The 24632-nt window shown below is 58.4% G+C and carries 16 protein-coding genes; 1 reads left to right on the plus strand and 15 read right to left on the minus strand.

The genetic code is table 11. The features are described from left to right. Window positions 1-53: 53 nt before the first annotated feature. The 6 genes from QEN71_RS40165 to QEN71_RS40190 form a co-directional block, all read right to left on the minus strand. Entirely contained in the window at window positions 54-779 is a 726-nt protein-coding gene (locus tag QEN71_RS40165; RefSeq protein WP_201661836.1) for an aspartate/glutamate racemase family protein, read from the minus strand. Between the two features lie 28 nt (window positions 780-807). After that, complete coding sequence (gene ehuB / locus QEN71_RS40170; protein ID WP_201661838.1) at window positions 808-1680, minus strand: ectoine/hydroxyectoine ABC transporter substrate-binding protein EhuB; 873 nt, start codon at window positions 1678-1680, stop codon at window positions 808-810. A gap of 504 nt (window positions 1681-2184) precedes the next feature. Continuing rightward, window positions 2185-3405, minus strand: a complete 1221-nt coding sequence (locus QEN71_RS40175) for an aminotransferase-like domain-containing protein (protein WP_201661840.1) — start codon at window positions 3403-3405, stop codon at window positions 2185-2187. 16 nt (window positions 3406-3421) lie between these two features. Further along, window positions 3422-4921 (minus strand): L-piperidine-6-carboxylate dehydrogenase, encoded by a 1500-nt coding sequence (amaB, locus tag QEN71_RS40180; RefSeq protein ID WP_201661864.1) that lies wholly within the window; start codon window positions 4919-4921, stop codon window positions 3422-3424. Window positions 4922-5112: 191 nt separating this feature from the next. Next, window positions 5113-8094: an FAD-binding and (Fe-S)-binding domain-containing protein gene (locus QEN71_RS40185; RefSeq protein ID WP_233472169.1), complete on the minus strand. Its 2982-nt coding sequence runs from the start codon at window positions 8092-8094 to the stop codon at window positions 5113-5115. 1 nt (window position 8095) lies between these two features. Further along, window positions 8096-9124: a DUF1338 domain-containing protein gene (locus tag QEN71_RS40190; RefSeq protein WP_201661844.1), complete on the minus strand. Its 1029-nt coding sequence runs from the start codon at window positions 9122-9124 to the stop codon at window positions 8096-8098. A gap of 156 nt (window positions 9125-9280) precedes the next feature. Between QEN71_RS40190 and QEN71_RS40195 the strand changes: the two genes are divergently transcribed. Next, window positions 9281-10192 carry a LysR substrate-binding domain-containing protein gene (locus tag QEN71_RS40195; protein ID WP_201661846.1) on the plus strand — a complete coding sequence of 304 codons (912 nt, stop codon included), beginning with the start codon at window positions 9281-9283 and terminating at the stop codon, window positions 10190-10192. A 604-nt stretch (window positions 10193-10796) separates the two neighbouring features. On the opposite strand, the gene QEN71_RS40200 is transcribed toward QEN71_RS40195, so the two are convergent. The 9 genes from QEN71_RS40200 to QEN71_RS40240 all read right to left on the minus strand — a co-directional run bounded on the left by QEN71_RS40200 (window position 10797) and on the right by QEN71_RS40240 (window position 24048). Beyond that, a complete protein-coding gene (locus tag QEN71_RS40200; RefSeq protein WP_201661848.1) occupies window positions 10797-12059 on the minus strand; it encodes an NAD(P)/FAD-dependent oxidoreductase in 1263 nt (420 codons plus the stop codon). 326 nt (window positions 12060-12385) lie between these two features. Beyond that, entirely contained in the window at window positions 12386-13735 is a 1350-nt protein-coding gene (locus tag QEN71_RS40205) for an NAD(P)/FAD-dependent oxidoreductase (protein ID WP_201661850.1), read from the minus strand. A gap of 30 nt (window positions 13736-13765) precedes the next feature. Beyond that, window positions 13766-15535 carry a dihydrolipoyl dehydrogenase gene (gene lpdA / locus QEN71_RS40210; RefSeq protein ID WP_201661852.1) on the minus strand — a complete coding sequence of 590 codons (1770 nt, stop codon included), beginning with the start codon at window positions 15533-15535 and terminating at the stop codon, window positions 13766-13768. 43 nt (window positions 15536-15578) lie between these two features. Beyond that, window positions 15579-16880: a dihydrolipoyllysine-residue acetyltransferase gene (gene aceF / locus QEN71_RS40215; protein WP_201661854.1), complete on the minus strand. Its 1302-nt coding sequence runs from the start codon at window positions 16878-16880 to the stop codon at window positions 15579-15581. 125 nt (window positions 16881-17005) lie between these two features. Continuing rightward, entirely contained in the window at window positions 17006-18781 is a 1776-nt protein-coding gene (gene ilvB / locus QEN71_RS40220) for a biosynthetic-type acetolactate synthase large subunit (protein ID WP_233472170.1), read from the minus strand. Window positions 18782-18807: 26 nt separating this feature from the next. Beyond that, window positions 18808-21522, minus strand: coding sequence for an alpha-ketoglutarate dehydrogenase (gene mdeB, locus QEN71_RS40225; protein ID WP_201661856.1), 2715 nt, complete (start codon window positions 21520-21522; stop codon window positions 18808-18810). Window positions 21523-21931: 409 nt separating this feature from the next. Beyond that, a complete protein-coding gene (locus QEN71_RS40230) occupies window positions 21932-22720 on the minus strand; it encodes an amino acid ABC transporter ATP-binding protein (RefSeq protein WP_407675476.1) in 789 nt (262 codons plus the stop codon). A 19-nt stretch (window positions 22721-22739) separates the two neighbouring features. Next, entirely contained in the window at window positions 22740-23399 is a 660-nt protein-coding gene (gene ehuD, locus QEN71_RS40235) for an ectoine/hydroxyectoine ABC transporter permease subunit EhuD (RefSeq protein ID WP_201662790.1), read from the minus strand. After that, window positions 23389-24048, minus strand: coding sequence for an amino acid ABC transporter permease (locus tag QEN71_RS40240; RefSeq protein ID WP_201662787.1), 660 nt, complete (start codon window positions 24046-24048; stop codon window positions 23389-23391). The genes ehuD and QEN71_RS40240 overlap by 11 nt, the downstream gene beginning before the upstream one ends. Window positions 24049-24632: the final 584 nt, after the last annotated feature.

Here is a 24632-nt window from a genome sequence, read left to right on the forward strand (position 1 = left end):
TCCAGTAAAATTGAACGTTAAAAGGCTCGCACAACCAAGACAGTCAGTGCGGCCTAGTCCAATGCCGCCTTAGCGAACGAAAGCAGATCGATGATTGGGACCGATGTCACCGCCCGAATCGCGTCACGGAAGTCCGGCACCAGCGTACACTCGATCACAATGATGCCAACCTGTTCGAAATTGCCGCCTTCCCGAAACGCATCCGCGACACGTTGTTGGAGTTGTTGGGCCATCCGCTCTTTGGTCCAGCGACGGGGCGTAGCCGAGGCGAAGGGATCTTGCGGCCAATTTGCCCAGTCGGGGAGATCACGCACCGTCAGGAAACGAAGACGCTCGAGCTCATTCACCCCATGCATTAAGGGCTTAAGTGTTGCCGCGTTCCAGGTGATGATCCCGACCGGTGCGGTGGTAATCTTTAAGGCCAGGTCAACAAACTCGAGTGCACTTGTCACTACCGGTGTTGACAGTTTCCGGTAGAGATGCCCACGTGCGCTCCACATGTATCCACAGTTCCCAATGATGAGTTGGCTGCGGCCGTCTAGTCGTTGCGCGGCTTCAAGGATGCCGCGCACAGCATCTTCAGTAGGCCCGTCCAGGCCTCCGCCGCCGGTGCCTTCAGCAACCACCTTCTGTAGAGGTTGCTGCCACATCGTTGGGTCGTCCACTGAGAATGGCATCATTCCCTCCGGCTCGCAGAGATCCGGCGACGACTTACTACCAGCGATTTCCGGACGATCCAACTTCACTATTCCCAGTACCGGCATTTTCTGACTTGACACCTCAACGTCCTCCTTGATTTTGGGGTTCTTACTTATAGTAATCAGGAGAGCACAGATCCTTGGCGGTCAAACCATCCGGAGCCTCCTGAAAACCATATTTCGCCAAAATTCTTTTTACCGTACCATTCGCTCTTAGCTTTTCAAAGCTCGCATTGTAGGCGTCCCGCAATTGCGTATCTTCAGGTCGAAATACCATGGCACCATAATTGGCCGCCTCACGCCCATTCTTTAATATGTGTCCTTTGAAAGGAGTAGCACGTTCGAGGCGCTCACTTACCAAAGGCTGTTTGAGCATTCGCTCGGCAGTGGCCACACCAAGCGTTAAGGCATCGATACGGCCTGCCTGGATTGCACTGAGACCGTCAACGTCCTGGAACAATTGCATTTGCCCTTGTGGGATGCCAGCGGCCAGGGCATTTTCCGTATTGGAACTACCGCGATAGCCCCCCATCCGGATCCCTGGATTCTTGACAATGTCTTCGTAGCTGTGAATATTTAACGGATTTCCTTTTTTCACCAGAATCGCATCAGTACTAGCAAGATCAGGATCACTGAATATAACCTGCTTGCAACGGGCTGGCGTGATTCCCATACCGGACGCCACGACGTCTATCTTCTTGGCAAGCAGACTGGGGATCAGCGCACCAAAATCAATGATAACAAAGTCGAATTGCTTAATTCCCAACGGCTCCAAAACCGCTCTGATCAGATCCGGGTGGACGCCGGTAACAGTACCATCCGCGGTCTTATACGCCCACGGCGCAGAATTCTCCATACCAATCGTGATACGACCTTCCTGCAGAACGCGATCCTTGATTTGCTCAGCCGGCGCCGACGCCGACGCGATCAAGCCAACGGCCGCTGTCACGGACAGAAGCAATTTTTTCCACCGAGGTGCCATATGCTGTCTCCTTCTGTATTGGTAGCCATCTTCAGTATGCTTTCGAGCCCAAGAGGACCGATCAAGCCGTACGCCGAACTTTCCGGCGCACAATACTTATGCTACCTGGCATACCAGATATGTCAATAAATTTTTACCCCGACCCAGACACTAAGCAGGTGCTTTCAGAACTGACTACGAAACGCGCCTCGATGTCCCACACCATATGATCTGCCAGCAACTTCACCGGTTCAATCGCTGGATAGCGCGCGCAAAGGTCCGAAGCGCCGTGTCGCTAAATTCACCGTATGGGCGCAACGCAGATCGGGGAAACGGACAACGGCGACGGCCCGCCGCAGCACGATTGCAGAATAGCGCGCCTCGCCTAACCATTTCATTCGGCGTCCGAATTATAACTAACGGTTTAGGAACCACGCCGGCGAAGCGGTTTACCCAAACGCTCACCGCGCACTGATTCAGCGAGGTGCGCATGCCAAGCGACAAACAGTGACAACGCTTTGTCGGCTATTCGTTTTCTCTATTGGGGGCTCCGGCAGACAAAGCTTCCATAGCCATCGCTAAGCGATGGATCCCCGTCCTGATTTCTGAAATCGTGGGCGCGGTATAAGACAATCTCAGGGTCGCGTTGTCGATACGATCCGCGTAGAATGCACGACCCGGTACAAACAAAACCCTCCTCTCGATCGCGTGCTGCAGAAGGATTGACGAGTTTCCCGTCTCACATCGAGCCCAAACAAACATGCCGCCTTGAGGTCGATGATACGAAATCAGACCTTTTAGTGAACGACTCATTTCATCACACAGCACTTCACATTTCCGTTGATACGCTGCCGTAATTCGTGGAAGGTGGTTTTCGAGCGAACCTTGGGCAAGATATGCCGCGGCGATTGCTTGTGTCATCGGCGAACTACAAAGGTCGATAGTCTGCTTTGCTACGATACAACGCCGCACGATTTCCTTCGATCCGATAGTCCATCCGATGCGCAGGCCTGGCGCGACAATCTTCGACAAGCTACCAAAATACACGACCCATTCGCGAGCACCAGGTACCTCCTGGCTTAGGGAGAGCAGCGATGGTACCGCTTCACCGGTGAAGCGCAAGTCGCCATAGGGTTCATCTTCAATGAGGATGAACCGATACTTCGCCGATAGTTGCAATAGGGCGAGACGCCGTTCCTGTGAAAGCGTGGCGCCCGTCGGATTGGCGAACGTCGGTACTGTATAGAGGAGCTTTGGCGCCTTCACAGAGCCGGAATCGAGCAGACTTGCGAGATGTTCTGTGTCAATTCCGAACTCATCGACCGGCACGGTTACAATGTTCGCCTGCTGCAGGCGCAAGGCTTGCAACGTTGCCGGATACGCTGGTTGCTCTGTCAGGACAGTGTCGCCCGGCGCAACCAGGATCCGCAACAGCAAGTCAAAGCCTTGCTGGGAACCCGTGGTCACGAGGAGCTCGTCAGCCGAGCATATTGCGCCCCGTCGGCGCATCAACGCGATTACCTCGTCCTTGAGTTCACACAAGCCGTCTGTCGGGCCATATTGCAAACATCGCTCAGGCATGCTCCAAGCGCTGTCCATCGCACGCTTTAAGCCATCGGCGTCAAACTGCTCAACTGCAGGATAACCACCTGCCAACGAGATCATGCCAGGCTCGCCGAGATACCTGAACAACTCGCGGATCGGCGAGCCCGTGGGACTAGCGTAAGGAGCGGTGAAAGGATACATGGTGCGCCGCCTGAGATTATTCGATGGAAAAGTCGACGCCTTGAGCAAGCGGTAACGCGGACGAATAGTTAACCGTGTTCGTGGTACGGCGCATGTAGGCCTTCCATGCATCAGAGCCCGATTCACGTCCTCCACCGGTTTCCTTTTCTCCGCCAAACGCGCCGCCAATTTCGGCCCCGCTCGGTCCGATGTTCACGTTGGCGATACCACAATCACTGCCCGACGCGGACATGAATCGCTCGCTCTCATGCAGATCGCCGGTAAACACACACGACGAAAGCCCATGAACGGCAGCGTTGTTCGATTCAATAGCCTCATCGAACGCGCTGTACTTGAGGACATAAAGAATCGGCGCAAATGTCTCCTTTAGGACAACTTCGGTCTGGGATGGCATCTCGACAATGGCCGGACGAACGTAAAAACCGTTTTCCTTACCCGCGACCGCGACCCGCTCCCCGCCGAAGATCTTGCCGCCTTCACGCTTCGCTTGTTCGAGAGCAGCCTGCATGCGAATGAACGACGCCTCATCGATCAGCGGACCAATAAGGGTACCTTGCTCGAGCGGGTCGCCGACCGCAACTTTGCTATAAAGTATTTTCAGCCGTTGCACTACATTGTCGTACACATTCTCATTCACGAACAGGCGGCGCAAGGTCGTGCAACGCTGCCCTGCGGTACCGACTGCAGAGAAAACGATGCCGCGCAGAGCCAGTTCCATGTTTGCAGTTCTGGATACAATTCCTGCATTATTTCCGCCCAACTCTAGGATTGAACGGCCGAATCGACGAGCGACTTCTACGCCAACGGCGCGGCCCATCTCGGTACTGCCAGTCGCACTGACGATGTTTGACCGCGGATCGGACACTAGTTTTGCACCAAGATCGCGGCCGCCGTTGATGAGCGCCGTCAGGCCGGCCGGTGCATCGCCGAACTCTTTCAACGCGTCCTGCAGTATCCGGTCGACTGCCATCGCCGTGATTGGAGTTTTTTCTGATGGTTTCCAGACAACAGCGTTACCGCAGACGAGGGCCAAAGCGGCGTTCCAGGACCAGACCGCGGCAGGGAAGTTGAACGCGGAAATTACGGTGCACACGCCCATTGGGTGCCAATTTTCAGCCATTCGGTGACCAGGGCGTTCTGATGCGATCGTGAGGCCATACAATTGACGGGAGAGCCCAACGGCAAAGTCGCAGATGTCAATCATCTCTTGCACTTCACCCAGAGCTTCCTGCTGGATTTTTCCCGTCTCAAGCGTAATGATGCTACCCAATGCGCGTTTCTGCTCGCGCAACTTATTGCCGAGCAGTCGAAGCAATTCCCCGCGACGAGGCGCCGGGGTGTTGCGCCAAATCTTAAATGCCTCCTGCGCTTTGCTCAGAGCAGCATCGACATCAGCGATGGTCTGGCTCGCCACACGACCAATGATTTCACCATCGATTGGAGATTGAACAACGAGGTCACCATCCTCAGCAGCATGCGAGATAGCGAGTTCCGATAGGATGTACGATGCATTCACGGCGATACCTTTGAAGTTTCTGATACGAAATAATTTTACGCTGAGCACATTTAGCACTGACGGATTCAGTGACAACGACATCACGAATCCCACTTAGCCTTCTCCATCGATCACCTGTAATCAAACGGGAAAGATCACCTGTAAGCATTCTTAGCGTTCCGACGAGCAACGAAACAGAGCAATAGGTCTGGCTATGCAACACGCATCGGATTGCCGCGATTCGACGTACGCGATCCGAGGCGACCGGACTCCTCCTGCCTCAAAGAATTTAGCGCGAGCTGAGCGATGTGAAGAGACTTCCTGCCCGTACCTTGTACAATCTGCTCACGACAGCTGAACCCGTTGCTCACAACAATCGTTGAATCCGGCACCTCGCGAACGATCGGAAGAAGCTTTTCTTCCCCGATCAAAATAGAAAGTTCGTAGTGCTTTGAATCAAAGCCAAATGCACCTGCCATGCCGCAGCATCCAGTATCGAGTAGCTTCCAGCGGACACCGAGCTTATCGAGAAGCGCAGCCTCCCCCTTCATGCCAAAGATTGACTTCTGATGACAGTGTCCGTGCACAATGACGTCTGCATCGAGACGCGGCCATTTGAATTCCGTAAGCGCGAGAAAATCAGAGAACAGGAAAGTCTGGGCCGAGAGCTTCTTTGCCATCGGCTCATCTGGCAACTGCTTTAAAAGTTCGTCCTTGAAGACGGAGAGACAACCCGGTTCAAGTCCGACAACCGGAACTCCGTGCAAGATGTCCTCTGCGAGTTCACCAACAGCAGTTTTGAGCAACCCACGCGCTTCATCGAGGAAACCAAAGTCGTACAACGGTCGACCGCAGCAAAGCCGCTTTCGCGGCAAAACCACTTCGTAGCCGATGCAACTTAGCACCTCAAATGCAGCGGTCGCAACATCAGGCGAAAAATGATCATTAAACGTATCGACCCAGAGGATGACCTTCCCGAGCGGCTTACTCGTCGAAGCGATGCGCGTCTGCGTCGGCCGCTCCTTCGCAATCCTCCGGAACGCCTTCGCTGCGAACACCGGGAGCCTGCGCTGCGGCGCGAGTCCCGCTACCCATTTGCTGATACGAGCCAAGGGACGAGAAGAAATCAAGAAATTCGTAAGCGACGGAAAACGACTCGCCACGGGCGCCCATTGTCCGATCCTCCCCATGAACATCGCCTGCCTCGGCCGACGATGATTCTCGTAATAGTGTGAAAGAAACTCTGCCTTATACGACGCCATGTCCGTGTGCGTCGGGCAATCCGATTTGCAGCCCTTGCAGGCAAGACAGGCGTCCAGCGCTTCCTTCACTTCATGGCTGCTCCAGCCATTCGTGATGACTTCGCCCTGAAGCATTTCCCAGAACAGATGAGCACGCCCACGCGTCGAGTACTTCTCTTCTCTCGTGGCTCGGAAGCTCGGGCACATCGTGCCGCCTTCGAGTGACCGGCACTTTCCCATCCCGATGCAGCGCTCGACTGCGCGCTGCAGCCCATCCCCTTCAGGGCTCGCGAACGTCAATCGGGTCGTCAGCTTGACCGGCTTGTACGACAGCCCCATACGCAGATTTTCATCCGCACGATAGGCGTTCACGACCTTGCCTGGATTCAACCGGTTCGCCGGGTCCCAGATGGCCTTGAAAGCCTCCATCGCCTGCATGATTTCGGGGCCGTACATGATGGGCAGGAATTCCGCCTTCGCCTGACCGTCACCGTGTTCGCCCGAGAGCGAACCGCCGAAATCGACAACCAGTTGCGCCGCCTCGCGCAGGAAGTCTCGCCACGTCAGCACGCCTTCAGCGGTACGGACGTCGAAGGTGATACGGGCGTGAACGCAGCCGTCGCCGAAGTGACCGTAGAGACACGTCTCGTAACCATAGCGGTCGACGAGTGCCTGAAATTTACGCAGATAATCCCCGAGACGCAGCGGATCGACAGCCGCATCTTCCCAGCCAACCATCGGGTCAGGCTTTGAAGAATCGATTGATAGCGATACAGCAGAGGCGCCTGTCTCCCGGATCGACCATACTTTCTGCTGCTTCGCCTTATCTTCGACGACTAGGCCAGTGACACCAGCACCGCCCTCGCCCGCCGCAAACCAGGCGTGCGCATCGTTGGCCTGCTGGATAGCGTCGGCAACGGTGTCCGCACCGAATTCGAGCACGACCCACGCATCGCCAGCGGGCAGCAACGCGATCTCCTCGGCCTTCAACCCGCGCACCTGCAATCCCCGGATGATGCCGCGATCCAGACCTTCGATCGCTATCGGCGAAAAGCGGTTGAAATGAGGAACCGCATCGGCTGCCGTATAGATGTCGCAAAAGCCGAGAACAAGCAGCACGCGGCATGACGGGCTGTGGACGAGACGGACCTTCGCCTGAAGCGTAACGGCGCAAGTTCCTTCCGTTCCAACCAGCGCACGTGCCACGTTGAACCCGTTCTCCGGCAGCAGCTGATCCAGGTTGAAGCCCGATACGCGCCGCCTGATTTGCGGGAACTCGTGCCGAATGCGGTCCGCGTAACGATCGCGGAGATCGCGCAGCTTGCGGTAGATCTCGCCGCGACGACCACCTTGCACGATGATGTCTTCGAGTTCGGCGTCGGTGGTCGGCCCGACCCAGAAGCGCGCGCCATCGTACGTGACGATTTCGAGCGCCTCGACGTTTTCGACGGTCTTGCCCGCCATGACGCTATGCGCGCCGCACGAGTTGTTGGCAATCATGCCCCCAAGCGTGCAGCGGCTGTGAGTCGCCGGGTCCGGCGCAAACGTGAGACCGTGCTTTTCCGCAGCGTCGCGCAATGTATCGCACACGACGCCCGGCTCGACGATTGCCGTTCTGCTTTCCGGATCGACTGAAACGACCCGGTTCACATACTTGCTTGCGTCAGCCACCACCGCCACGTTCACGCACTGCCCGTTCTGCGACGTGCCACCGCCGCGGGTCAAAAACGGAACGTCCTTGCGACGGCACGCGCCCAGTGCTGCAACGAGATCATTGACGTCGGCGGGCACGACAACGCCTAGCGGTATCTGCCGATAGTTCGACGCATCGGAAGCATAGAGGGCCTTCGAACTGGAATCGAAGCGGACTTCACCTCGAATCGACCTCCGAAGCTCCGCTTCGACTTCCTGAAGCAGACTCTTGCTGGCCTGGAACGGTGTGGCGGCTTTCACGTTACTTCGCTGCATTGGCGGTCATCTTGAAGATTCCCGTGGCGTTGCCAGCGTCGAAGCGCAGGTCGGTCTGCCAGCGGCGCTCCTTTTGATCGAACGCGCGCTTGCGCGTAATGAATTCATAGAACGAGCCCGGCACTTCACGCGTCACGGTCCTGCCGTCGGCGGACCTGAACTCACGCCTGACCGTATCGGCACGGTACGCCGTCTGGAAAACGCGGCCCGAACGCGAACACTCGACTTCGGGCTTCATGGGCCGGCCTTTCGCCTTCTCGGCATCCGACAATGTGAACACATCGGCTACGCGGTCCGTTGCATGATTGAAAGCATTGCCTTCTGTTGAGATCCACGCCATCTCAGCAGACTCCAGCAGCAGCGTTTCATAGTCTGCTTCACTTGGAATGTCGTGCTGACGGGCGAAGGCGCCAACGATGACGGGCAGCAATTCGTGAGCCGCCTCGAATGGCAGCGAGCCGTCGCGTTCAAGGTCCGACAGTTGCGAAATCGCGAGCGGCGTCAACGGGTCCTTCGACGACTTCACGACGTTGGTCACGGCAGTTTGAAATTCTTTCGAAAAGCGCTCGGGGTGCAGTTCACTGAGAAAGAACTGCGCGATTTCGTCTGGCGCGTCTTCGTGCGCGTAGGCGCGGCCCGTCATGCCGAGCTTCTCCAACGGGTAGCGCCCATTCAGCTTGAAGCCCAGCGGACGCAGGATTCGGGTGAAAGCACCTTCGCCCGGAGGCAGCGCTCCGTTATGGGGCCAGCGGACAGTACGCAGCGCCCCATGGTCGAAGTACACCGAGCCACCGCTGGCGATGGCGTCATGCGTGTACGTGCGTCCGTTCGGCGAGCGCTGTAGCAGATCTTCGAAAAGCGCCATGTTCATGGCTTGCGCCAGTTCGGCACGCGTGACGGTACCGTCCTCCCAGTCCTGCAGGATGGCCGGGACATTCAGCGTCGAAAACAGGAATTGAGTCTTTTCGTGGCCGAGCAGCTTCGTCAACAGCCGTTCTACGTTCGCATTGCGCATCGCTTATCTCTCAGAGCAGACCGCCGCGAAGGCGGGAATGGGTCATCCTTCTGCCTTCCAGTTGAAGGCGATCCTGACGTGATTCGCATTATTGGAACCCTTGCGTATTGCGTAAAGCGATATAAAATTGTCACTTGATGAGTTTTTGGAACCGAGATGCGCAAGTTCAAGATTCCGAACATGGGTGCGCTGATCGCCTTTGAAGCCGCAGCGCGGCATGAGAGCTTCACGCATGCGGCCAGGGAACTGTTTCTGACTGAGAGTGCGGTGTCGCGGCAAATAGCGACGCTGGAATCGAATCTCGGCGTGCGCCTCTTCGTTCGGGCGAAACAGCGCGTCGTTCTTACGCGGGCCGGGCGGCTCTACGGCACGCAGGTACGTCGGGCGCTGGAAAATCTGGATCGCGATACGCTTTCGATCATTGCACACGGCAGCGGCGGCGGCTATCTCGAACTTGCCGTGCTTCCGACATTTGCCTCGCACTGGCTGATTCCCCGCCTGAAGGACTTCAACGATCGAACGCCCGACGTGCGGGTCAACATGGGTGTGCAGACTGGCATGTTCGACTTCGAGGAATCGCACTTCGAGGCGGCCATCCACTACGGCAAACCCACCTGGCCCGGCACATCCGCGGATTATCTGTTTGGAGAGGAAGTCGTTCCCATCTGCGCGTCGTCGCTGCTATCCAGACCGATAAAAAACGCACACGAGTTGCTCAACTATCCGCTTCTTCACTCGACGACTCGCCCCGACGCATGGACGCGCTGGTTTTTCGATCTGGGCGTCGAGGACAATTCGACGATGCAAGGCGTGCGCTACGAGTTGCACACGATGCTGATTGCCGCTGCAGCGGCGGGACTGGGCATCGCACTGGTTCCGAAATTTTTTGTCGATAGGCACCTGAAACAACAGGGCCTTGAGATCCCATTCGAAGTGGCCTCCGCGGTTGATTCAGCCTACTACCTTGTCTATCCGACTGAACTCAGCCATGGCAAGCCGCTAGAACTCTTCAGGGTATGGCTGCTCGAACAGGCCAGCGCGTACACTGCAATTCAGAGTCTGGCATGAAAGTGTGGCGTCACTAAACGAATGCTGCTGAGGGCTGAACTGAACCGCATATAAATGGCGACAGCGTCGGCAATAAATAGGCTGTGATGACCCCTTCCTGTTGATACGGTAGGGCCAGTTCATATAAGACCGGCGCCTGCTATGGCGTCCAGTCGTCCGGCACGACGGACGTCAGCCGTGACGGCGCCGGAAAGCAACAAGGCCGGTGCTGGCGGACCCACGCCCGGCGCATTCGCTTGCCTCCTTGAGCCGCTAGGACTCGTCTCGACCGGATACTTGCGGTGCTCAATCCCTGCAAGAATATCGCGACGAGGCCGTTCCGTTAGTCGACATGTTCGCTGTCCGCCATCGGGCGGCAACCACACCGCAACAAATGCGTTCCTTCGTGACTGGTTGGAAAATCGATTGGACCGGCGTGTCAAGCGCCTCCACCGCCGCCACGCTCTTGGCTGCTCTTTATCAGCGGAATCGCTGCGGAATCGCTTCCAGCGTAAATCCGAGCGTATAGCGTGCCTGCTTTGCCTGCCTGCTCACGCACGGAATGATTCAGAGCGCCAGATATTCCCCAGTTTGTCAAATGATGATGCCCTTCCGCCTTATCATCCTAGGAAGAGAATCTCGTCAGCGAAAAGTCTCTCACTTCTACAACCGGCCTGTCACCTGTAACGAGATTCGCGAGCACAGAACCAGCAGCAGGTCCGATCCCGAATCCATGCCCGGAGAACCCCGAACCGAGGAAGAACCCGGGAATCTCACTTACTTCTGAGATGACAGGCAACGCATCGGGCGTTACGTCAATCATTCCTGCCCAAGCTCGAACTGGTAATGCATCAGAAAATCCTGCAAACGCACTTTTGAGCTGTTTGAGTGCCTCGTCCAGCATGCGAACATTGGGCTCTGGATCAAGCGTTCGGCATGCCTCGAAGGGTGTCGGTCGGTCCAGGCCAAACCGACGCGGCGTCTTTAGCTCGTCAAAAAATCTGCGCCCGATCCTCAGTCTGAGGTACTTCCGCTCTTTCACCCACGCACCCATAAACTTTGTGCTGAGCCGGATGCTGTCGGGCGTTAGCTCTGCAACCGATGCGCCGAGCTTGCTGACGGTGTAGCCTCCATCGGATCTCTTCCGAACTGTGAAGTCTCCCCCATTGATGGCGAGATCAAGTCCAGCGTTCACGGGCGTGGTTTGCAAACCCGATGCATGCACTTTTAACTGTGGAAATTCGATTCCGTGGTTGCCGCAAAGGAGACGGGACCAAGCGCCGCCAGCGAGCACTACACTTGAGCACTTCACGAGCCCATGCTCAGTCACCACTCCCGACACGCGTCCGGCCGATACGTCCAATCCGCGCGCCGCGCATCCCTCGAGTATCTTTGCTCCTAAACTCACTGCAAGCGCGGCGATGCCTTGAGTCGCCAACGTTGGCTCCGCCACACCATCCGTCGAGCTGTAGAGGGCGCCGGCCCAAGTGCGTCGCGACGAGGGTATCAACCTGGCCGATTCGCCCTTTGACAGGATCCGCGCATTCGCTCCAGACTCCCTGGCGATATCGAGCCATGCTTGATGCGCAGCCAGTGCGCTTTCCGAGGCGGCCAAATAAGCTAGGCCTGTTCGGCGATAGCCGACGTCGACACCCGACTGGATGTCTTGCCACATGTCATTCGCCATCGCGGAGAGCGGCAGTTCTGCAGGATTTCGCCCAACACTCCGGATCCAACCCCAGTTACGAGAGGACTGTTCCCCAGCTACAACGCCCTTCTCAAATACGACCACGTCGACGCCTCTGCGCGCTAAAGCCAGTGCGGCGCTGATGCCGATAATTCCGCCGCCAATGATCGCTACCGATGTACTTTTGGGTATCTGTTGCATCTAGATAGCGGTCGAACGTACCGTGAAAATGACAAGATCTTCACCGGCCAGTTGGCCAGTCAGAAATGCCAAGGTTAACACAGACTGTGGGAGCGTCTATATCTCCAGATTTTTTCGGTCTCGAATTGAGATCGCTTTCACGCGTCACCAGTCTGGCGCAATCGAATCTTGAGCCAGGAATCGACTCCCGAATTTTCAGAGAGTCGATCCAACCAGAAGCGTCGGCGCAGGGAATAGACTCCCAGCGGACCGCATAAAGTCCACGAACTCGGGCAACCCAACATCATCGACCGAACGATTAACGATTCGCCATCCTAATTTCTTGTTCAGCAGACCGTCGACCGCCGAGAATGCTGCCCCCGGTTCCCACCTACGCCCCCCCGCTCGCGCATAAAGTCCATCACCTGGTAGCTCCAATACGTAAGCTGGGCGACAGCAAGTCCGGCATAGCCCCCGTTCCAGGGTAGTCCGAGTTCCGAGAACATTTTGTATCGACCGGATTCCTCTGTAATTCCCTCGGCTATTACCCGGCCCCCGACAGCTGTCGTATTCATGCCATGGCCGCCAAACCCCATGCAATACCAGAGGCCCGGATCGAGACGGCCGATCAATGGCATGAGGTGTCGCGCGTAAGCCATCTTTCCAGACCACGCAATTTGAACGTCGAGACCTTTCAACTGAGGGTATACATCGACCATCCGATTACGAAGTGTGTCGGCGAGACGACGCGGATCTGAGCGCCGTGTCGTGATAAGGCCGCCCCAGAGCACGCGTTCGCCGCCGTCGACGAGGCGGTAATAGTCGCTTGCGCGGCGACTATCGCTAACCGCGGCTCTGGTGCGAATCGCCGACGCAATCACACTTCCAGCCTGCTCCGTGAGCATCATGTAAGTGGAGATCGGCAAATAACTGCGCGCAAGCCTTGGTATTAATCTCCCCGTGTAGCCGCCACAGGTGAGCAGCACATCTCGCGCTGTCACCGTACCACCCTTGGTCAAAATGCGCTTGCTGGCGCCGTGATCTTTGATCGACGTAACCTCCGCTCCCTCGAATACACGCCCTCCCAGGCGCTCGACCTCGTTGACGAGCCCGCGAGCATAGTTCAAAGGATGGAAATGGAAGGCGTTTTCATCGAGGATGCCCTGTCGATACTTATTCGAAACAACAAGCTGCCTCACATCCGAAGTCGAAAGAACGTTGACTTTGTAACCAAACTCGCGCACCAGCCAGCGTTGACGGGCGGTAAGCTCTTCGTCATTGTCATGGCGCAACAGTTTCATAATGCCGTGAATTGGCTCGGCCTCTTCGATTCCGAGCTGTCGGATGTTCTCTGCAACGATGTCAACGCCTTCAATCGACATCCGATAAAGGTCTGTTGCCTTCTGCATTCCCACGTATCGCGCGATGTTGTCAACGCCTGTCGAATAACCCGGGCTCACGACACCACCGTTGCGTCCGGAGGCGCCCCACGCGACACGATTGGACTCGAGCAGGACAACACTGCGACCCCGACGCAGCAATTCCAGCGCTGCGGTAATTCCTGCCATTCCAGCACCCACTATACAAACGTCGACAGTAATGTCGCTGTCTACAGGAGTTCTCGCCTTGTCACTGCGGAGGGTGCGCGAATAGTAGCTATCGACGTATTCTGAAATCGTTGATTCGGAATTTTTCATTTCACAACCCTTTCCATTTCACACCGTTCACTACAAGCTTGTCTTGACGCGCGTCGTCGGCAGATCGGTACAGACACCTTCGTACAGCTCGGCGGCCATGCCGATCGACTCGCCCAGCGTCGGGTGCGGGTGGATCGTCTTGCCGATGTCGGTCGCATCCGCGCCCATTTCCACCGCGAGGCAGACTTCGCTGATGAGGTCGCCCGCGTTCAGGCCGACGATGCCGCCGCCGATCACGCGATGCGTCTCTTCGTCGAAGATCAGCTTCGTGAAGCCCTCGTCGCGGCCGTTGGCGATTGCGCGGCCCGAAGCGGCCCATGGGAACACCGCCTTGCCGTACTTGATGCCTTCGGCCTTGCACTGGTCTTCGGTCTTGCCGGCCCACGCCACTTCCGGATCGGTGTAGGCCACCGACGGAATCTGCAATGCGTCGAAGTACGCCTTCTCGCCGTGCGCCGCTTCCGCCGCCACGTGACCTTCATGCACGGCCTTGTGCGCGAGCATCGGCTGGCCAACCACGTCGGCGATCGCGAAGATGTGCGGCACATTGGTGCGCATCTGCTTGTCGACTTCGATGAAGCCGCGATCCGTCACCACCACACCGGCCTTGTCCGCGCCGATCGTCTTGCCGTTGGGCGAGCGGCCCACGGCGACCAGCACGAGATCGTAGCGCTGCGGCTCGGCCGGTGCCTTCTCGCCTTCGAACGACACGTAGATGCCGTCGTCCTTCGCGTCGGCCTTCGTGGTTTTGGTCTTGAGCATGACGTTCGCGAAGCGCTTCGCGTTGTACTTCTCCCAGACCTTCACGAGGTCGCGGTCCGCGCCGGCCATCAGGCCGTCGAGCATTTCCACGACGTCGATCTGCGCGCCGAGCGTCGCGTAGACGGTGGCCATTTCCAGACCGATAATGCCGCCGCCGATGACGAGCATCTTCTGCGGAATCTGGCGCAGTTCCAGCGCGCCGGTCGAATCGACCACGCGCGGATCTTCCGGCATGAACGGCAGCTTCACGGCCTGCGAGCCCGAAGCGATGATCGCCTGCTTGAACCTGACGATCTTCTTGCCGTTCTCGCCCGCCACTTCCATATGGTTCGGATCGAGGAACGTGCCCACGCCCGTCACGACTTCGACCTTGCGCGCCTTCGCCATGCCGGCCAGGCCGCCCGTGAGCTTCTTGACGACGCCCGACTTGAAGTCGCGCAACTTGTCGAGATCGATCTGCGGCTTGCCGAACGTGATGCCGTGCGAGCCGAGCGCTTCGGCTTCGTCGATCACGAGCGCCGTGTGCAGCAGCGCCTTTGACGGAATGCAGCCAACATTCAGGCACACGCCGCCGAGCGTCGAATAACGCTCGACCAGCACGGTCTTCATGCCGAGATCGGCGGAGCGGAACGCCGCCGAGTAGCCGCCGGGGCCCGCGCCGAGCACGAGCATGTCGCATTCGACGTCGGCGCTGCCGCTGCAGCTGCCGGCTTGCGGCGCCGGCGCTGCTGCCTTCGGCGCTTCAGCCTTGGGCGCTTCAGCCTTCGGAGCCGGCGCCGCTGCGCCCGCAGTTGCCCCCCCGGACGCTTCGACCAGGGCGATCACCGTGCCCTGCGAAGCCTTGTCGCCGGCCTTGATCTTCACTTCCTTGACGGTGCCCGCGACGTCGCTGGGCACTTCCATCGTAGCCTTGTCGGACTCGAGCGAGAGCAGCGTCTGCTCCTTCTCGATGACGTCACCCGCCTTGATGTTGACTTCGATGACCTCAATGTCCCTGAAGTCGCCGATGTCTGGCACTTTTGCTTTGATAAGCGTCATTTATTAGTTTCTTCCCTGCGGTTGTACCGGGGCGTGTCGCGGGTCAAAGCGATACCCGTCGATAGTCGGTCAGAATCGTGGCGAGATACGCATTGAAGCGGCCGGCTTCTGCGCCATCAATGACGCGGTGATCCCATGAGAGCGACAGGGGCAGGATGAGGCGAGGCACAAACTGCTTGCCGTCCCACACCGGCTTCATCGCGCTCTTCGACAGGCCGAGGATCGCGACTTCCGGCGCATTGATGATCGGCGTGAAATGCGTGCCGCCGATGCCGCCGAGCGACGAGATCGAGAAGCAGCCGCCTTGCATCTGGTCCGGCTTGAGCTTGCCTTCGCGCGCAAGCTTGGAGAGCTCGGCCATTTCCCTGGCAATGTCGACGAGACCCTTCTTGTCCGAGTCGCGAATCACCGGAACCACGAGGCCGTTCGGCGTGTCCGCGGCAAAACCGATGTGGTAGTACTGCTTGAAGACGAGGTTATCGCCGTCGAGGCTCGCATTAAAGGTCGGGAATTTCTTCAGGGCCGAGATCACCGCCTTGATCACGAACGCGAGCATCGTGAACTTCACGCCGGACTTCTCGTTTTCCTTGTTGAGCTGCACGCGCAGCGCTTCGAGATCCGTGATATCCGCTTCGTCGTTGTTCGTAACGTGCGGAATCATGACCCAGTTGCGGTGCAGATTCGCGCCGGATATCTTCTTGATGCGCGAGAGCGGCTGCGTATCGATCGGGCCGAACTTCGTGAAATCGACCTTCGGCCAGGGCAGCAGGTTCAGGCCCGAGCCGCCCGCAGCCGGCGCGGCGAGCTGGTCCGTCATCACGCCTTTCACGAACGCGGTGACGTCGTCCTGGGTGATACGGCCCTTCGGACCCGTACCCGTGACGCGGGCAACGTCCACGCCAAGATCCCGCGCCAGCTTGCGCACCGACGGCGAAGCATGGCTTGATCCGCTCGGCCCAGCGTCCTTCTCCGCGATTACAGCCGCTGGCCCAGGCGTGGAAGGACGGCCTGCCGGTTCAGGCAGTTCATTAACAATCTGTGGACGGCCATGGAGCCCGGTGTTCGCCCGGGAGGCCGCCTCACTGGTCACCACCTCGGCCGCCGCGCCGTGCGGCTCCATGAGCAGGATGACCGAGCCTTCCGACACGGCATCTCCAACCCTGAGCTTGATTTCACGAACGACGCCGCCAAAAGGACTCGGCACATCCATGGTGGCCTTGTCCGACTCCAGCGTAACCAGCGATTGCTCTTCCCGTACTACATCACCCGGCGCAACCAGCACCTCGATGACGGGGACGCCCTTGTAGTCGCCGATGTCAGGCACCTTGATCTCTGTTACATGCACTTCTGTAATCTCCCAATCGCGTTCCAAAGCGAGAGCAGCGATCGATTCGTCGTGTGTCTCATGAATGCCTCAAGGCCGGAACAGGCAGCAGGCACCGCGGTGCCAGAAATTCTGGCCTTGTTGAACTAGCGGTCGACATCGCACGAATTCATCAGCATGTCCGTCAGTCCCGCGCCCGCTCGAACCATAGGCCAGACGTTCTCGGACGGATCGATGGCAAAGTCCATGAATACGGTACGGTGCTTCATGGAAAGTGCTTCGCGAAGGACCGGCTCGACATCGCACGGTCGCTCAATGCGAAAGCCGACGTGCCCGTAAGCGCGGGCGAGCGCGACAAAGTCAGGCAACGCGTCCATGTACGAGTGGGAGTAACGGTCGCGATAGTTCACGTGCTGCAGCTGCCTTACCATGCCGAGGTAGCCGTTGTTAAGGGAGACAATTTTCACGCCGAGGTCGTACTGCCTGCAGGTCGACAGCTCCTGGATGCACATCTGGATCGAGCCGTCCCCGGTCACTGCGACCACATCCGCGTCAGGAAGTGCGCGTTTGACGCCCATTGCATAGGGCAGTCCGACACCCATCGTCCCGAGGCCGCCCGAGTTGATCCATCGACGAGGCTTGTCGAATCCATACAGCTGCGCAGCCCACATCTGGTGCTGTCCGACGTCAGAACAGATATAGGCATCGCCACCGGTGACTTCCCAAAGCCGTTGAATGACGAACTGTGGCTTGATCACATCAGCGTCCGGTTCATACGCGAGGCAGCGCTTCTCACGCCAGTTCTCTATCTCTTTCCACCAGCCGTTGCGATTCCCATCGTTGATACGCTGCGCCCGGAGCTGCTCCAGTATCGCGCGCGCCGCGGTCTTGACGTCTCCCACGATCGGAATGTCAACCTGCACCCGCTTGTCGATTGTCGCGGGGTCGATATCAACATGAATAATCGTCCTTCGATCTGACTGGAACTCTCGTGTGTTCCCGATGACCCGATCATCGAATCTCGCACCGAGCGCAATCAGTACGTCGCAATGCTGCATCGCCATGTTGGCTTCGTACGTTCCATGCAATCCTGGCATTCCCAGGCACCGTCGGTCTGAGGCGGGAAAGGCGCCGAGCGCCATCAACGTGTTCGTCACCGGGGCATCGAGTCGCCGCGCGAGCTCCGCAATCTCTTCGCTTGCAGCCGATGCGACCGCTCCGCCACCAACGAGAATGCACGGCCGTTCCGAGCGCGCAAGCGCCTCGGCGGCCCGCCGCACCTGTCCCGTATGAGGATCCGTGCGCGGACGATAGGATCGCAGCGTAACGGAGTCAGGTATGCGCAAGGGCGTCTTCGCCTGAAGCACGTCTTTGGGAATATCCACCAGTACAGGTCCCGGGCGCCCGGTGCGGGCGATATGAAACGCGCTTTTCAGCGTCTTCGCCAGTTGCGAGATGTCCAGAACCAGAAAGTTATGCTTAACGATCGACCGGGTAATTCCGACAGCGTCGCACTCCTGGAAGGCATCGGTTCCGATGGACTGTGTCGGCACGTTGCCGGAGATCACCACCATCGGGATGGAATCGAAATAGGCGGTCGCAATGCCCGTCACCGCGTTCGTCACACCCGGCCCCGATGTCACCAGCGCTACGCCGACCTTTCCCGTTGCGCGAGCGAAACCATCCGCCGCGTGCACGGCGGCCTGTTCATGGCGAACCAGCAAATGGGTGATATCGACGGATTCCTGGAGCGCGTCGTAAAGCGGCAGGACGGCGCCACCTGGGTATCCCCAAACCGTATCCACGCCCTCCCCGCGCAGGACGGACAGGACAATCTGCGCTCCCGATGCATGGCCGTTCTTGCCCGAAGCCTCAGAGCCGGCTTTCGCAACCTGTTGGATCTCAGCACCCGCAATCTTCATTGTTAGCTCCCGGGAGTGCCTGCCCGTCACCGTTGCCACGGCGCGGCCCGGTTCGCGTCATGCTTGCCATAGCGATCAACGGCTCGCCTGACGACCTCGACCGCCACTGCACCGTCGTCCGCGAGCGCTTTCAATGCAGCAATCGCGATCGAATGCCGGTCGACTTCGAAGAAGGCTCGCAATGCCGCGCGGGTGTCACTGCGTCCGAAGCCATCGGTGCCAAGCGTCACATAGCGACGCGGCACATAGGCACGAATGAGTTCGGGAACGGCACGCACATAGTCTGTGGCAGCGACCACAGGCCCGCGAGTGGGAGACAACGCAGACGTCACATACGGAACGGGACCACGATCCGCTTCGAACAAACGATCGGTGCGTTCCGACGCGACACCGTCCCGGTGCAGCTCGGTGAAGCTGGTGACGCTCCACACTGAAGCGTCAATGTTCCAGTCTTCCTTCAGCAGGCGCGCGGCCGCCTGCACTTCGCCCAGTATCGCCCCCGAACCGAACAACTGGACCTGTGCCCGATCGAGCGATGTCGCGTCAAGCGAATACATACCCTTGAGCACACCTTCACGCACACTCTCGATGGGTGCAACCGGAAGCGAAGGCTGTGCGTAGTTCTCGTTCGTCACCGTCAGGTAATAGAAGACATCGCGCTGACGTTCGATCATCTCGCGCATACCCTCGTCGACGATCATGGCCACCTCGTACGCGAATGCCGGATCATACGCACGGCAGTTCGGTACCGTCGAAGCCGCCAGATGGCTCGTGCCATCCTGATGCTGCAAACCCTCGCCACCGAGGGTCGTCTTGCCCGCCGTCGCACCGATCAAGAAGCCGCGCGCACGCTGGTCGGCCGCAGCCCAGATGAGATCGCCGATGCGCTGGAAACCGAACATCGAGTAGTAGATGTAAAACGGCAGCATCGGCAGATCGTGCACGCTATACGAAGTTGCCGCCGCAACCCACGAGGACACAGCGCCGGCCTCCGAAATGCCCTCTTCGAGTATCTGTCCGCCAGTGTCTTCCCGGTAGTACAGCATCGAGCCCATGTCTTCGGGCTCGTACAGCTGCCCGAGCGGTGAATAGATCCCAACCTGCCGGAACAAGTTCGCCATACCGAACGTGCGTGCCTCATCGGCGACCACGGGAACAACGCGAGGGCCGAGCGACGCGTCTTTCAGAAGGCTCCCGAGCATCCGCACGAACGCCATCGTGGTCGACATCTCCTTGCCGCTGGCTTCCAGCGCGAATTGCCCCCACGCCGACATTGCCGGCACGGGCAGCGTCTGCGACGCGACCGTCCTTCTGCGCGGCAGATAGCCGCCGAGCGCTTCGCGCCGGGCATGCAGGTACCGCATTTCCGGACTGCTCTCCGCCGGCCTGTAGAACCGCAGCTGCTCGACGTCCTCGTCGGAAAGGGGCAAACGGAACCTGTCGCGGAATGCCTTCAGTTGCTCGACGTCGAGCTTCTTCTGCTGATGCGTGGTCATCCGGCCCTGGCCGATCGAGCCCATGCCAAAGCCCTTCATTGTCTTCGCGAGAATGACCGTGGGCTGACCGCCATGCTTCAATGCCTTGTCGTACGCCGCATACAGCTTGCGTACGTCATGGCCACCCCGGCGCAGACGGTCGATGTCGTCGTTGCTCAGATGCGCGGCAAGCGCAGCCAGTTCCTCGTTCTGTCCGAAGAAGCGCTCGCGGTTGTAGGCGCCATCGTTGGCCGAGAAAGTCTGAAACTGTCCATCAACAGTGTGTGCAAATGCGCGCAACAACGCGCCGGTGCGATCGCGTGCGAAAAGGGCATCCCAATCGGAGCCCCACACGACCTTGATGACGTTCCAGCCTGCGCCCGTGAATTGCGCCTCAAGCTCGTCAATGATTCGGCCGTTACTTCGCACAGGGCCATCGAGCCGCTGCAGATTGCAGTTGATCACGAAAACGAGATTGTCGAGCCCCTCGCGGGCGGCGAGCGACAATGCACCAATCGACTCGGGCTCGTCCATCTCGCCGTCACCGAAGAATCCCCAGACCTTCCGGCCTTCCGTCCTGAGCAACCCACGGTTCTGCAGGTAGCGCATGAAGCGCGCCTGGTAGATCGAGTTGATTGGGCCGATGCCCATCGATCCCGTTGGAAACTGCCAGAAGTCAGGCATCAGCCACGGATGCGGATACGAACACAAGCCCGGACCCGCGATCTCACGACGGTAGTGCTCCAGATGCTGCTCGCTCAGGAAACCTTCGAGGAATGCGCGCGCATACACGCCCGGTGACGAGTGGGGCTGAAAATAGACGAGGTCACCGCCATTTGTATCGTTCGCACCGCGAAAGAAGTGGTTGAATCCGGCTTCGAAAAGATCCGCCGCCGATGCGTAGCTCGCAATATGCCCCCCGAGTTCGCCATAGGCCCGGTTCGCCCGCACCACCATCGCGAGCGCATTCCAGCGCAACGCGGCGGCAAGTCGCTCTTCGGCGTCAACGTCACCTGGAAATGGCGGCTGCTGGTCGACCGGAATGGTGTTCGTATAGGGCGTGACATTCGCTCGCGCCGTTGCGATGCCGCTCGACAATGCATGGGCGGCCAGGCGGTCGAAAACATACTGGGCGCGCTCGAGCCCGACATGCTCGACGACGCCGTCAAGTGCGGTGAGCCACTCGGCAGTCTCCTGCGGGTCGCTGTCGATGCGGGTCTGGGTAAGGGCAAGAACGGGTTTGGCACCGCTCGATAAATCGGTCATGGCGACTCCAGGCAGAACAGTGAGATTTGTGAGCTTCGAGACTCGTGCGGGTCGGACTGTCGAGTTCGACGACATGGGAAGAGCTTAGCTATCTCTTCACAAAATGTGCGTCTCTTTTGCGGCTAGTTTTCAGTTCAGATAGGGTATAAATTCTGGGTTCGAGGCCTCGCATGAGATTCCCATACTATGACGTCCGAAACAAAGCTCCCAAACCGCCGAGCGCCAATATCCGCGATTCTGCCGAGCGCCTCCTTCCGCTTGAGTGGTCACCATGATGCTGCACACCGTGACCCACTGCAGCCGCAATACATATGTCGGGTGCAGCGCACCTGGAATTTGGCAGCGTCACACATCGCCACCCTCTCCGTGCTCTGGTTTGCGCGTGAACGGTTGGACCGCAAACGAAGAATCAGTGCAGTATCTGCTCCAGGAAGCGACGTGCGCGTTCTGTTTTCGGTGCACCGAAGAAACGGTCGGGCGGCGCCTCTTCCACGATTTCACCTTTGTCCATAAAGATGACCCGGTCGGCCACCCTGCGTGCAAAGTTCATTTCATGAGTGACGCACACCATCGTCATACCTTCAACTGCGAGCCCTGTCATCACGTCAAGCACCTCGTTGACCATTTCAGGATCAAGCGCAGAAGTCGGCTCGTCGAAAAGCATGACTTTCGGCGTCATGCAAAGCGCCCGTGCGATCGCAACGCGCTGCTGCTGCCCGCCGGAAAGTTGTGCAGGATACTTTCCCGCCTGTTCGCCAATCCTGACCTTCTCCAGATTCATCATCGCGAGTTCTGTCGCCTGGGCTTTGCTCATCTTCTTTGCACGAACCGGAGCAAGGATGCAGTTTTGCAGCACGCTCAGGTGTGGAAAGAGATTGAATTGCTGGAAGACCATGCCAACCTCACGTCGCAGCGAAGGCAGGCTCTTCCGGCCAGCCGCTATTTGCTCACCGCTGACGATCACGCGACCTTTCTGATATGCCTCCAGATGATTGATACAGCGGATGAGCGTCGACTTGCCCGATCCGGACGGCCCGCAAATCACGATCCGCTCGCCGTCCCTGATCGACAAATTGATGTCTTTCAACACCTGGAATGCTCCGTACCATTTCGACAGCTGCTCGATTTCGACAACCCGCTCGGCCTGTACGGCCGGCGACGGTGTGGTGTCGCTGATCATTTTCAACATTGTGTTCATCGCTTCAGTCCGGGAAGAATTACCGCCGCGTAGAGGCCATCAGCCTCACCTCGAGGCGCTTGACGAGGTATGTCACCACCAGAGCCAGGGTCAAAAACAGCACACCGGCCACCAGCATGGGCTCCGCATACCGGTAGGTATCCGAAGCGATGTCCAGTGCGCTGCCAAGCATTTCCGGCACCGCAAGGACGGCCAGGACCGGGGTCGACTTCAGTATCGACACGAAGTAGCTACCCATCGGCGCGGCGATGTTTCTCAGCATCTGCGGCGTGACAACAAAACGCACCGTGTCGAGCTTGCTCAGGTGCAGCGATTGCGCAGCCTCGTACTGGCCTCGCGGAATCGAATCAATGCCCGATTTGAAAACTTCAGCGAGATAGCTCGAAAAATAGAAACTCAGTCCGAGTACCCCGACCACCATCGCGGGCAAAACGATTCCGTAGAATGGCAAAACAAAGAAAGCGAAATAGAGCTGGACCAGCGATGGCGTCGACCGGATCAAGTCAACAAATACGCCCATCGCGTAACGCATCGGCTTACCCGAGCGACGCAGCATCTCCCAGGTGAATCCCATTGCCGCCGCGCCGACAGAACTCAGTATCGCCACCAGAATCGTCGTGCCGATGCCGTGCAGCACCTGGGGCACGATCCTCATCGCGAACGCCATATCAAAGTTCATGTTTTGTCCCCCGATACTTTCCGATTCTCGCTTCGAGCCGTCGCCCAATAATCGCCATCGGATAGCAAATGACGCAGTAGGCAACGACCAGCGCGGTATAGACACCAATCGGGTTGTACGCCAGTTGCCCGATCTCCTTGGCCCTGAATGTCATATCCGTCAATGTGATCAACGAAACCAGGGCGGTCCCCTTCACGAGCTGGATGGCGAGGCTGACGAAGTTCGGCACGGTGGCCGTTATCGCCTGCGGCAACTCGACGAAGCACAAAACATTTATGCGGTTGAGTCCAAGCGCAAGTCCAGCCTCCGTTTGCCCCCTTTCGATAGACTGCAGCGCCGCCCGAACCGACTGGCTCCCGTAGCCTCCGATATTCAGACCCAGCACCATCGAACCCACGGTGATGGCCGACAGATCTACCCCGAACGACGGCAACGAGTAGTAGAAGGCGTAGAGCAGCACGATGGTTGGCGAACTGCGCCAGAACTCGATTACGGCCGTGACGAGCCGACGTGCCCAGCCATCAGTCATGTGCTGCAGAATCCCGAATACGAAGGCAAACGGGATCGCATAGAGAAGCCCGAGCACCGTTACAACCGCAGTAACGCGAAACCCTTCGAAGATGCCCAGCACGATCGCAAGAAGACTCATGTCCGTACTCCGTCGTTGGGCGCCGTGACAACCGGCACACCGGGCGATCCCGCCACGGCGCTTCCCCGGTAAGGCGTCACACGGGAGTACGTCACCGACCGCCGCCGTGTTCCGTCACCGTTACGCTTCGTTTCTGTAACGGGCGCTTCACGCCATACGCGACCGCCCGGAAAACGGCTGCCCTGTCGTTCAACGGCTGCCGGCAACAGCGCCAACCCGGAGCTGCAAAAGGCTGGTTCGCACTGCTTGATCACCGACGCCCCGAAGTCCGGCTCTGAAATCATAATAATCCCCTGCTTGAACACTCGAACACATGGAAGTATAGAATACCTGGTATATCGTTAGCCCTAGGGCAATCACGTATGCGTGGACAAACGGAGTGAGATAGGCGGCGACCCGTTTGCATACGTCCCGACTAGCAAGCGTCACGTCATGCACCCGTGACCGCACTTCTGGCGGCCCACGGCGCCGGCGTGGCATACAAATTCCGCCCGACGAGCGAAACAGGAATGAAGGTCGCGCCCGGATCGCCGAAGCGGTGCCCTCAGCGCCGAGGAAGCGCGCAATGATCCCGCATTTGGCCG

The organism is Paraburkholderia sabiae (assembly GCF_030412785.1).
In the GTDB taxonomy this organism is placed as follows: Bacteria; Pseudomonadota; Gammaproteobacteria; order Burkholderiales; family Burkholderiaceae; genus Paraburkholderia; species Paraburkholderia sabiae.

Excerpts from the sequence above, each read along its gene's own strand:
- lpdA (WP_201661852.1), bottom strand. The coding sequence starts at position 15,535 with ATGACGCTTATCAAAGCAAAAGTGCCAGACATCGGCGACTTCAGGGAC.
- QEN71_RS40230 (WP_407675476.1), bottom strand. The coding sequence starts at position 22,720 with ATGAACACAATGTTGAAAATGATCAGCGACACCACACCGTCGCCGGCC.
- ehuB (WP_201661838.1), bottom strand. The coding sequence starts at position 1,680 with ATGGCACCTCGGTGGAAAAAATTGCTTCTGTCCGTGACAGCGGCCGTT.
- QEN71_RS40200 (WP_201661848.1), bottom strand. The coding sequence starts at position 12,059 with ATGCAACAGATACCCAAAAGTACATCGGTAGCGATCATTGGCGGCGGA.
- QEN71_RS40205 (WP_201661850.1), bottom strand. The coding sequence starts at position 13,735 with ATGAAAAATTCCGAATCAACGATTTCAGAATACGTCGATAGCTACTAT.
- ilvB (WP_233472170.1), bottom strand. The coding sequence starts at position 18,781 with ATGAAGATTGCGGGTGCTGAGATCCAACAGGTTGCGAAAGCCGGCTCT.
- ehuD (WP_201662790.1), bottom strand. The coding sequence starts at position 23,399 with ATGAACTTTGATATGGCGTTCGCGATGAGGATCGTGCCCCAGGTGCTG.
- QEN71_RS40175 (WP_201661840.1), bottom strand. The coding sequence starts at position 3,405 with ATGTATCCTTTCACCGCTCCTTACGCTAGTCCCACGGGCTCGCCGATC.
- QEN71_RS40190 (WP_201661844.1), bottom strand. The coding sequence starts at position 9,124 with ATGCGCAATGCGAACGTAGAACGGCTGTTGACGAAGCTGCTCGGCCAC.
- mdeB (WP_201661856.1), bottom strand. The coding sequence starts at position 21,522 with ATGACCGATTTATCGAGCGGTGCCAAACCCGTTCTTGCCCTTACCCAG.
- QEN71_RS40195 (WP_201661846.1), top strand. The coding sequence starts at position 9,281 with ATGCGCAAGTTCAAGATTCCGAACATGGGTGCGCTGATCGCCTTTGAA.
- QEN71_RS40240 (WP_201662787.1), bottom strand. The coding sequence starts at position 24,048 with ATGAGTCTTCTTGCGATCGTGCTGGGCATCTTCGAAGGGTTTCGCGTT.